General features: G+C 59.8%; 11 protein-coding genes. 8 read left to right on the top strand and 3 right to left on the bottom strand.

The window, feature by feature from the left end; genetic code table 11:
• The coding region (locus HLUSI_RS27095; RefSeq protein ID WP_040503185.1) for a S4 domain-containing protein at positions 1-498 on the bottom strand (498 nt) is incomplete at its 3' end.
• 63 nt (positions 499-561) lie between these two features.
• On the opposite strand from HLUSI_RS27095, the gene HLUSI_RS0105220 reads away from it, so the two are divergent.
• The gene (locus HLUSI_RS0105220) at positions 562-1,362 is read left to right on the top strand and encodes an outer membrane protein assembly factor BamD (RefSeq protein ID WP_016832965.1); all 801 of its coding nucleotides are present in this window, start codon (positions 562-564) and stop codon (positions 1,360-1,362) included.
• Positions 1,363-1,437: 75 nt separating this feature from the next.
• On the opposite strand, the gene yaaA is transcribed toward HLUSI_RS0105220, so the two are convergent.
• A complete protein-coding gene (gene yaaA / locus HLUSI_RS0105215) occupies positions 1,438-2,214 on the bottom strand; it encodes a peroxide stress protein YaaA (protein ID WP_016832964.1) in 777 nt (258 codons plus the stop codon).
• Between the two features lie 343 nt (positions 2,215-2,557).
• On the opposite strand from yaaA, the gene HLUSI_RS0105210 reads away from it, so the two are divergent.
• The 7 genes from HLUSI_RS0105210 to HLUSI_RS0105180 all read left to right on the top strand — a co-directional run bounded on the left by HLUSI_RS0105210 (position 2,558) and on the right by HLUSI_RS0105180 (position 9,304).
• The gene (locus HLUSI_RS0105210) at positions 2,558-4,276 is read left to right on the top strand and encodes a methyl-accepting chemotaxis protein (protein ID WP_016832963.1); all 1,719 of its coding nucleotides are present in this window, start codon (positions 2,558-2,560) and stop codon (positions 4,274-4,276) included.
• A 317-nt stretch (positions 4,277-4,593) separates the two neighbouring features.
• The gene (locus HLUSI_RS0105205) at positions 4,594-4,881 is read left to right on the top strand and encodes a hypothetical protein (RefSeq protein ID WP_016832962.1); all 288 of its coding nucleotides are present in this window, start codon (positions 4,594-4,596) and stop codon (positions 4,879-4,881) included.
• The gene (locus HLUSI_RS0105200; RefSeq protein ID WP_016832961.1) at positions 4,871-5,401 is read left to right on the top strand and encodes a putative toxin-antitoxin system toxin component, PIN family; all 531 of its coding nucleotides are present in this window, start codon (positions 4,871-4,873) and stop codon (positions 5,399-5,401) included. Before HLUSI_RS0105205 ends, HLUSI_RS0105200 begins: the two co-directional genes overlap by 11 nt.
• A gap of 115 nt (positions 5,402-5,516) precedes the next feature.
• Complete coding sequence (locus HLUSI_RS0105195) at positions 5,517-6,677, top strand: pyridoxal phosphate-dependent aminotransferase (protein WP_016832960.1); 1,161 nt, start codon at positions 5,517-5,519, stop codon at positions 6,675-6,677.
• A gap of 28 nt (positions 6,678-6,705) precedes the next feature.
• Positions 6,706-7,413, top strand: a complete 708-nt coding sequence (locus tag HLUSI_RS0105190; protein ID WP_016832959.1) for an enoyl-CoA hydratase-related protein — start codon at positions 6,706-6,708, stop codon at positions 7,411-7,413.
• 282 nt (positions 7,414-7,695) lie between these two features.
• On the top strand, positions 7,696-8,388 hold the full coding sequence (locus tag HLUSI_RS0105185; protein WP_016832958.1) for a glutathione binding-like protein: 693 nt from the start codon (positions 7,696-7,698) through the stop codon (positions 8,386-8,388).
• Between the two features lie 172 nt (positions 8,389-8,560).
• Entirely contained in the window at positions 8,561-9,304 is a 744-nt protein-coding gene (locus HLUSI_RS0105180; RefSeq protein WP_016832957.1) for an NAD-dependent epimerase/dehydratase family protein, read from the top strand.
• Between the two features lie 31 nt (positions 9,305-9,335).
• Here HLUSI_RS0105180 and HLUSI_RS0105175 read toward each other — a convergent pair.
• The coding region (locus HLUSI_RS0105175; protein ID WP_016832956.1) for a MaoC family dehydratase at positions 9,336-9,749 on the bottom strand (414 nt) is incomplete at its 5' end.

Below are 9,749 nucleotides of genomic sequence, written 5' to 3'. Positions count from 1 at the left end.
GCCGCGCGGTACGCCGGCCAGCGCCGGACAGTGATGTAATAAACCGTTAAGAAGCGTGCCCGACCAGTTGCCGGCCGCCGGATGAACCACCAGCCCGGCCGGCTTGTCGATCACCATGATGGCCTTGTCTTCATGGAGGATGCTCAAGTCCATCGGCTCCGGCTGGAAGGCGTTGTCTTCGGGCGCGGCCTGCGGTGTAATGATCACAAGTTCATCGCCAAGCACCGTCATTTTGGTGCGGGCGGGATTGCCGTCGACAGTGACGTAACCGCCTTCTATCCATTGCTGGATGCGGCTGCGCGAGTATTGCGGCACCAGTCCCGACAAGACTTTGTCGAGCCGGACGCCGCAAGCGTCATCGGTCAGCTTCAGGGTTATGGGTTCGGCACCATCGGTAAATTCCTCGACGACTTCATCGAGTGAATCATCTCCCTCGGGTATTTCAACAGGTTCGGTTGCAAATGCTTTAACAACCTTAGGGGGAGTGGTACGTGACATCAGCTATAATCAGTGGATTGAAATTTCTTGTTTCTTTGCACCCGCTCAAACTGCTCATACGTCATGCAAAAAATCTTATTGAAGTTGCTTACCGTCGCATTCATCCTTTCATTGTCGGCTTGTGGCTTGCTACCGGAACAGAAAGACGAGACGATTGGCTGGTCTGCGTCCAAATTATACTCGGAAGCCAAGGAAGAGCTGACCGCCGGCGGTTACGAGAAGTCAATCAAGTACTTTGAAAAGCTCGAATCGCGCTATCCGTTCGGCACCTATGCGCAACAGGCGCAGATGGACATCGCCTACGCCTACTACCGCCTGAACGACCAGCCGCAGGGCCTGGCGGCGGTTGACCGCTTCATCAAGCTGCATCCGAACCATCCCAATGTCGACTACATGTACTACTTGCGCGGACTGATCAATTTCAATGATCGGACCAGCATCTTCGACACTTTCACCGATCAGGACAACACCGAGCGCGATCCCAAGGCAGTGCGCGACGCCTTCGACTCGTTCAAGTTGCTGGCCGAGCGCTTCCCGGACAGCACCTACACGCCCGACGCCCTGCTCCGCATGAAATACCTGGTCAATTCGATGGCGCAATACGACGTCCACGTGGCCAACTACTACCTCCGCCGCGGCGCCTATGTCTCAGCCGTCAACCGCGCCCAGGCTGCGGTGAAGGAATATCCTGATGCGCCGGCCGTCGAAGAAGCCTTGTTCATCATGATGCGCGCCTATGAAGCCATGGGCCAGAAACAATTGCGCGACGACACCGAGCGCGTGATCCAGGCAACTTATCCGAACAGCCCCTACTACACCGGCGGCCCCAAGGCCAAAGACAAGCCATGGTGGAAGATCTGGTAAGAACAGCGCCACCGTACTCATGAAAAAGCCCCGCAATGCGGGGCTTTTTCATTGCGTGGATAGTCGTCGGCGCGCTTATTCAGCCATGCGCCGGCGGAACACCCATGAGGTTTCGCTGGACGCGGATTCATCGAACGCGTAACCGTCGAGATCGAAGTTCTTCAGCTTTTCCGGCTGGTTCACGCCCTTCAGCGCCGCGTAGCGCGCCATCAGGCCGCGCGCACGTTTGGCGTAGAAGGAAATGATCTTGTACTTGCCGCCCTTCCAGTCTTCGAACACGGGCGAAATCACCCTGGCGTCGAGCACTTTCGGCTTGACCACCTTGAAATACTCTTCCGACGCCAGGTTCACCAGCACCTTGGACTTGTGTCCTGCCAACTCACCGTTGAGCGCCTTGGTGACGTCTTCGCCCCAGAACGCGTACAAATCCTTGCCATGCGGGTTTGGCAGCCTGGTGCCCATTTCCAGGCGATACGGCTGCATCAGATCCAGTGGTCGCAGCGCGCCATACAGGCCGGACAGAATACGCACGTGCGATTGCACGTAATCCAGTTGCTTGACGGAAAGCGAAGCCGCATCCAGGCCTTCGTAGACGTCGCCGTTGAAGGCCAGCACCGCCTGCTTGCTGTTCTTGCTGGTGAACTTGCGTGACCACGAAGCGAAGCGATCGGCATTGAGGGTCGCCAACTGGTCCGAAATTCCCATCAGCGTGGCGATCTGCGCCGGCGACTTTTGCTTCAGGATCTCAATCAGTTCTGCGGAACGTGCAACAAAATCGGGCTTGGTGTGGATGTCGGTGGTTGCGGGGGTGTCGTAGTCGAGGGATTTGGCGGGCGATAAAACAATCAGCATAGAGGGTCCTGTTAATTTTTTCGACATCATACCGAAAGCGTCGCCAGTCGTCCTCGGGAGCGCATTCATTGACGCAAGAGCGAGTGGTGCTCACTGTGTCGGTCGCTACCGTCGACGCCCGCAGCGAGCCGGTGTTGCTATTCCGCCAAAGCCAAAACTATTCCTCCCCGCCCGCTGAACTTTTTCATAGAATGAATGTTCATGCCATGCGCGGCATGGCCATACAACGACAATAACTCAAGCCCCTCCCGATACGGAATTTGCACCAATAACAAGCAGTGAACATTGCATTGCCGCGGTGAGATCAACGATCAGCCGTCACATCCATCGACACGGAGGCTCTATGAAATGGTTCTATGATTTGCAAATTTCCAAAAAGCTGTTGATTTCCTTCATCCTGGTGCTGGCGCTGACCAGCGCGCTCGGCGCCTTCGCCATCGTCCAACTCGGCAAGGTCAACCAGGCCTCCACCGACATTGCGGGCAACTGGCTGCCCAGCGTCAGAACCTCCCTGGAGCTGAAGATCCTGCTGATACGCATCCGTTCCGTCCAGCTGCAGCACGTGCTCTCCTCCACTGAAGCCGATTTTGCGGCCAACGAAAAACTGCTCGACGACATGGTCCCGGCCATGAAAAAGAAACTCGCCGACTATGAAAAGCTGATCGACACCGACATCGAAAAAGCCGTCTACCCCCAACTGGTGAAAAACTTCGACGCCTTCCTGGCGTGGCAAAAGAAGATTCTCGACCTCTCGCGCCAGGACAAGAATGAGGAAGCGCGCGAAGTCATCATGAAAGACGCCACACCGATCTACCTGGCGATGTTCGCCAATACCGACAAGCTCGTCGCCGCCAATCAGGAAGGCGCCGACCTCGCCGACAAATCCGCCGAAGCCACTTATGACTCTTCACGCATCATGATCGTCGCCATGCTGGCGGCCTGCATCGCGCTCGGCATGCTCATGGCGATATGGGTTGCGCGCATCGTCTCCAATCCGCTGCGCCTCGCGGTGAATGTGGCGCAGCGCGTCGCCGACGGCGACCTCACCGCCGACATTCGCCCATCCAGCAAGGATGAGACCGGGCAGTTGATGACTTCGCTCAAGGCCATGAACGACAGTCTGTTCAAGATCGTCAGCCAGGTGCGCCAGGGCACCGACACCATCGCCACCGCTTCCAATGAAATCGCGGTCGGCAACCTCGACCTGTCCAGCCGCACCGAGCAGCAGGCCAGCTCGCTGGAAGAAACCGCTTCATCCATGGAGGAACTCACCTCCACCGTCAAGCAAAACGCCGACAACGCGCGCCAGGCCAATCAGTTGGCGGTGTCGGCTTCGGAAGTCGCGATCCAGGGCGGCAGCGTGGTGGAACAAGTGGTCGACACCATGGGTTCGATCAACGATTCGTCGAAGAAAATCGTCGACATCATCAGCGTCATTGACGGCATCGCCTTCCAGACCAACATCCTCGCATTGAATGCGGCGGTCGAAGCTGCGCGCGCCGGCGAGCAGGGCCGCGGCTTCGCGGTCGTGGCCAGCGAAGTGCGCAGCCTGGCGCAGCGTTCGGCTTCCGCCGCGAAGGAGATCAAAGCGCTGATCGACGACTCGGTGGAAAAAGTCGACGTCGGCAGCAAGCTGGTGGCGCAAGCCGGCTCCACCATGACCGAAGTGGTCAGCAGCGTCAAACGCGTGACCGACATCGTCGGCGAAATCACCGCGGCCAGCCAGGAGCAAAGCGCCGGCATCGAAGAAGTCAACCAGGCCATCACGCAGATGGACGAAGTCACCCAGCAGAACGCCGCGTTGGTCGAAGAAGCTGCCGCCGCTGCGCAATCACTGCAGGACCAGGCTGCAAAACTGGCGGAAATCGTCAGCGTGTTCAAACTCGACGACGCGCAGGCAAAGCCCTCGCCGGTTTCCGTGGTCAGCGCAAGCCGGTCGCGGCCGCCGGTGTTTGCCAAGGCAGCAGTCCCTGCCCGCCTGCCGGCGCAAAAAGCCGCAGCGGCTCCACCCCAGATCAAACAGGCGACACCCGACGACGGCAACTCCTGGGAACAGTTCTGAAGCTCGCCGCAGCGACTCCTCCGCCTGCTCTAGCTTCAGCCGTCTGGCCTGCCCTGCAAGCCGCGTCAGTCCGACGCGGCTTTTTTATCGCCGCCGTCTTGCATGTAGAGCAACAGGCGGTGAACAGGCTGGTGAAAAGCGCGGTATTGCATCATTTCCGCCTGAGCAAAACAAGCCTACATGGATTAGTATCTGGGGTATGGAGCAACGCAGGATGAGGACATCGCCCACGCCCCCGACAGATGCAACAGAAAACCGTCGGCGGCATCAAGGACGAGAGCGCGCCCTGCATGATCCGACACTGACCAGGAGGAGATATGAAACGCGACAAAGCTCTGATGACTGACATCCTCACAACACTGTCCACTTTCGGCACCAGCTACGGCGACATTGAGAAGATCCAGACCAATCTCGCCACCCAGAACACCCCGCCCGAGCTGATCCAGCATCATCTGCGGCTGTTGCATGATCGCGGCCTCGTTGCAGTCGACATCCACCAGTTCTGGCGTCTCACCGACCAGGGCTACGACGTAGTCGAAAACGGCGGCAATCTTGCCGACTCCCCTTCTGACACCACCAGGAAAGCCCGCGGTTTTGACAATTAGCATCATCACTTCCCCCGACGGCGCAACGCCCGCCACTGCCGTTGCCACTGCTGCCGCTGCCATCACTCCGCGCCGTATTGTTCGTATCGTTCTCGACACCAACGTCTGCCTCGACCTGTTCGTCTTCCGCGATCCGCGCTGGTCGCTGTTGCTGCAAGCCATGCGCGAACGTCGCGTCGAGGCCGTCACGCGCGAGGACTGCCGCATGGAATGGCTGGTGGTGCTCAATTATCCGCACCTGCCGCTCAAGGAAGAAGACAAGCCGGCCATCCGCGCCGAATTCGACAGCCTGATCACCTGCCTGCCCAATGCCGCAGTCAATACTTTCGGTCTGCCGGTCTGCACCGATCCGGATGATCAGAAATTCCTTGAACTGGCACTGCAATCAGAAGCTGGCGTGCTGATCACCAAAGACAAGGCCTTGCTCAAGCTGGCCAAAAAGACCGCGCGCAAAAACATGTTCGCCATCATGACGCCGCAAGGCTGGCACGCTGCCATGACGGAAGAAATCGCGGCATAGCGCTTCACGAACCGACGGACTGCCACGTCAGCGCCGTCGATTTGCACCAAGCGAGTGCCGCCGCCGGAAATCCGGCTAAAATGCTTTCTTTCCGCTTTCTTCCAGATTCATCTCCATGAGCCAGCCAGCCAACATCGTCTCCAAACTGCCCCGGGTCGGCACCACCATTTTCACCGTCATGTCTGCGCTTGCGAGCGAGAAAGGCGCGGTCAATCTGGGCCAGGGGTTTCCCGATTTCGATTGCGATCCGGCCTTGGTCGACGCCGTCACGAGCGCCATGAAAACCGGCCTGAATCAATACCCGCCGATGGCTGGCGTACCGCTGTTGCGCGAGGCGATTGCGCAAAAAATCAAGACGCTGCACGGCCACACCTATGACGCGCTGAACGAAATCACCGTCACCGCCGGCGCCACGCAAGGCATCCTGACCTCGATCCTGTGCGCCGTGCATGCCGGCGACGAAGTGATCGTGATCGAACCGGCCTACGACTGCTACGTACCCGCCATCGAGCTGGCCGGCGGCGTCCCGGTGTTCGTCCAGATGACGGTCAGCAGCGACGGCTACAGCGTGCCCTGGGACAAGGTCGCCGCCGCCGTCACGAGCAAGACGCGCCTGATCATGGTCAACACGCCGCACAACCCGACCGGCTCCATCCTCAAGAAGACTGATATCAACGCGCTGGCCGACATCGTGCGCGGCACCGACATCCTGATCCTGTCCGACGAAGTCTACGAACACATGGTCTACGACGGCCAGGCGCACGAATCGCTGTGCCGCCATCCTGAGCTGGCGCCGCGCACCTTCATCAACTCCAGCTTCGGCAAGACCTACCACGTCACCGGCTGGAAAATCGGTTTCGTCGCTGCACCCGCCGCGCTGACCGCGGAGTTCCGCAAGGTGCACCAGTTCAACGTCTTCACCGTCAATACGCCGGTGCAATATGGCATCGCCGAGTACATGAAGAATCCCGCGCCTTACGTCGAGTTGCCTGCCTTCTACCAGCGCAAGCGCGACCTGTTCCGCGACGGCCTGAAGAACACCCGCTTCAAGCTGCTGCCGTCGGACGGCACCTACTTCCAGTGCGTCGAGTACGGCGCGATCTCGGATTTGTCGGAAGCGGAATTCTCCAAGTGGCTGACCACGGAAATCGGCGTCGCCGCGATCCCCGTCTCGGCCTTCTACAACACGCCCAAGGAATCGGGCATCGTGCGCTTCTGCTTCGCAAAAAAAGACGAGACGCTGCGCCTGGCGCTGGATCGCCTGGCCAAGCTGTAAGCCGTCGCAACAATAACAATACCCACTCATGACAGCCGAACTCAAAGCAAGCCGCAACGACGCCACACTGATCCTCACCTTCGCCAATCCCGGCCAGCGCAACGCCGTCGACAGCAATGTCCTGGCGGCGGCGATCGAGACGCTGTCCAAGGCTGAACGCGACGACTCCGTGCGCGCATTGGTGCTGACCGGCGCCGAGCGCGACTTCTGCGGCGGCGTTGAAGTGGGCAAGGATCTGGCGACGCAGATCGCCGCACTGGAAGCCCTGCAGAATCTGATCGACATGTTGCGCAGCTTTCCCAAGCCGGTGATCGCTGCAGTCGAAGGCGTGGCGCTCGACGCCGGCTTTTCGCTGGCGCTGGGCTGCGACCTGATCGTGGCGGGACAGAATGCCGCATTCGGCATTTCCCCGTCACAGGTCGGCACCTGGGCCGTCGGCGGCGCCGGCTGGTTCCTGCCCAAATCCCTGCCGCCGCAATGGGTGGCCGAAATCCTGCTGGACGCCGCACCGTTGCCGGCAGCGCGACTGCATGGCTCCGGCATCATCAACCGCCTGACATCCGACGGCGACGCACTGGACAAGGCGCTGGCCTGGGGCGAACAGTTGGCAACAACCACACCCGCCGCCTTCGAACAGTTCAAAACATTACTCGCCAGCGCTTCCAGCACGACACTGACGGAATATTTCTCGCTGGAAAGGCATGCTTTGCTGACCAAGCGTCCCGGCGCAATCTGATCCGAGCGCGATAACACTAGCTGTAACCGGGGTGGAAGCGTAGTGCGACTGCCCGCAGTTCTTCCCCCTCCTTCTTTCGCCAGGGCTGCATTGTCTTCATCGGGTCAGGAGAACATGTCGCGCAAGAAATAGGTTTCCGGGACGGTCTCGGAAACGCCTCGTCTTCTGCGCGTTTGCAATGCTTCGGCTACACTAGCCCGGCACTTCTCCTGAAGTTTCCAGAGAAGATCCGCTCTCCGCTTGCGATTGTTTTCATCACCATTTCGCCCCATAAGGAAGACCATGATTGACGTATACAGCTGGGCTACGCCCAACGGCCACAAGGTCCACATCATGCTGGAAGAACTCGGCCTGGACTATCGTGCGCACGCCATTGACATCGGCGCCGGCGACCAGTTTGCCGACGCATTTCTGAAGATTTCGCCGAACAATAAGATCCCCGCGATTGTGGATTCGGACGGTCCGGACGGCGAGCCGATTTCACTGTTCGAATCAGGCGCGATCCTGATTTACCTGGCCGGCAAAACCGGCAAGCTGCTCGGCAACACTGACCGCGAAAGATTCAACGTCCTGCAATGGGTGATGTTCCAGATGGGCGGCCTCGGCCCCATGCTCGGCCAGGCCCACCATTTCCGCATCTATGCGCCGGAAAAGATCGAGTACGCCGTCAATCGCTATTCCAATGAAGCCAAGCGTCTGTACGGCGTGCTCGACAAACAATTGTCCAAGACCGCCTACCTGGCCGGCGACGAATACACCATCGCCGACATCGCCAGCTTCCCGTGGACGCGCTCGTGGAAGAACCAGGGCATCGAATTGAGCGAGTATCCCAACGTGCAACGCTGGTTCGACGCCATCAACGAACGTCCGGCCGTACAACGCGGCGTCACCGTCCTGGCCGACAAGCGCAAGGCGCTGACCGACGACAAGGCGCGCGACATCCTGTTCGGCAACTCGCAATACAAGAAACGCTGATCCGTCCGTTTTATCCTTCGCCGGGCGGCCTCTCGCGTTGCCCGGCATTTCTGGCCATTTCCTGCAGCATCATTTCCAGCCTGATCTTGGCCTAGTCCTTTCAGATTTTTTTGGATCTTTTTGCCAGACGTGGGCGCTCATACACTTGTGACATCAACCACAAGGAAAGATGATGAGCGAAACGATATTTCTGGCCGGTGCCACCGGCGCCATCGGCACCGTACTGATTCCGTTGCTGCGCGATGCGGGCTACACCGTCTATGGCGGCACGCGACGCCAGGCGCGCGCCGATGCCTTGCGCGAACTGGGCGCCATTCCGGTGATGATCGACGTGTTCGACGCCGACGCGCTCAAGTCGGAACTGATCCGTATCGCGCCATCCGTCGTCATCCATCAATTGACTGACCTGCCCCGCCTGCCCGACCTGCAAGCGCTGGCGCAAGCCGCCGTCGGCAACGCCCGCGTACGCAGCGAAGGCACGCGCAACCTGGTCGCCGCCGCGCTGGCCGCCGGCGCCGCGCGCCTGATCGCGCAAAGCATCGCCTGGGCCTATGCGCCGGGAGACGCACCTTATCCGGAAGAACACCCGCTGGACATCGATGCAGACGGTCTGCGCCGCATCAGCGTCGACGGTGTGGTCGCGCTGGAGACACAGGTATTGCAAACACCCGGATTGAATGGCACCGTGCTGCGCTATGGCCAGTTGTACGGCCCCGGCACCTGGGCCGGCGAACCGCAAGGTTCCAGCCCGGTGCATGTCGCCGCTGCAGCGCAAGCGGCCCTGCTTGCGCTGCAGAACAACGCGTCGGGCGTGTTCAACATCACGGAAGACAACACCGCCGCAAGCAATCAGAAAGCCCGTCGCACACTCGGCTGGAATCCCGCTTTCCGTTCGCCGTATGGTGTCCGTTCGTGAACTTGCCGGGTCAATTGCGGCCTTTACGCTATCAATAGCGACGCACGATGAACTCGGCGACGCAGACCGGTTTTTCGGCGTCTTCACGTTCCATGGTGATTTCCCACACCACTTGGGCGCCGCCGGGAATCTCTTCCACCGACTGCAGCAAGATGCGTCCGCGCACCTTGCTGCCGACCGGCAGCGGCGACGGAAAGCGCACGCGGTTGAGGCCGTAGTTGAGCAGCATCTTGACGTCACCCATGGAGATGCACTGTCCCATGATTTTGGGCAGCAGGCCCAGCGTCAGGAAGCCATGCGCGACGGTGCCGCCGAACGGCAGTTCGCGCTTGCTGCGCTCGACGTCGACGTGGATCCACTGATGATCGCCGGTGGCGTCGGCGAACAGGTTGACCTGCTCTTGCGTGACCTCGATCCAGTCGCTGACCGCCACTTCCTGGCCGGC

This window comes from Herbaspirillum lusitanum P6-12 (assembly GCF_000256565.1).
Lineage (GTDB): Bacteria > Pseudomonadota > Gammaproteobacteria > Burkholderiales > Burkholderiaceae_D > Herbaspirillum > Herbaspirillum lusitanum.
The sequence above is the reverse complement of the archived record's forward strand: the minus strand, read 5'-3'. Positions and strand labels throughout refer to the sequence as shown.

Excerpts from the sequence above, each read along its gene's own strand:
- HLUSI_RS0105220 (WP_016832965.1), top strand. The coding sequence starts at position 562 with ATGCAAAAAATCTTATTGAAGTTGCTTACCGTCGCATTCATCCTTTCA.
- yaaA (WP_016832964.1), bottom strand. The coding sequence starts at position 2,214 with ATGCTGATTGTTTTATCGCCCGCCAAATCCCTCGACTACGACACCCCC.
- HLUSI_RS0105210 (WP_016832963.1), top strand. The coding sequence starts at position 2,558 with ATGAAATGGTTCTATGATTTGCAAATTTCCAAAAAGCTGTTGATTTCC.
- HLUSI_RS0105205 (WP_016832962.1), top strand. The coding sequence starts at position 4,594 with ATGAAACGCGACAAAGCTCTGATGACTGACATCCTCACAACACTGTCC.
- HLUSI_RS0105195 (WP_016832960.1), top strand. The coding sequence starts at position 5,517 with ATGAGCCAGCCAGCCAACATCGTCTCCAAACTGCCCCGGGTCGGCACC.
- HLUSI_RS0105190 (WP_016832959.1), top strand. The coding sequence starts at position 6,706 with ATGACAGCCGAACTCAAAGCAAGCCGCAACGACGCCACACTGATCCTC.
- HLUSI_RS0105185 (WP_016832958.1), top strand. The coding sequence starts at position 7,696 with ATGATTGACGTATACAGCTGGGCTACGCCCAACGGCCACAAGGTCCAC.
- HLUSI_RS0105180 (WP_016832957.1), top strand. The coding sequence starts at position 8,561 with ATGAGCGAAACGATATTTCTGGCCGGTGCCACCGGCGCCATCGGCACC.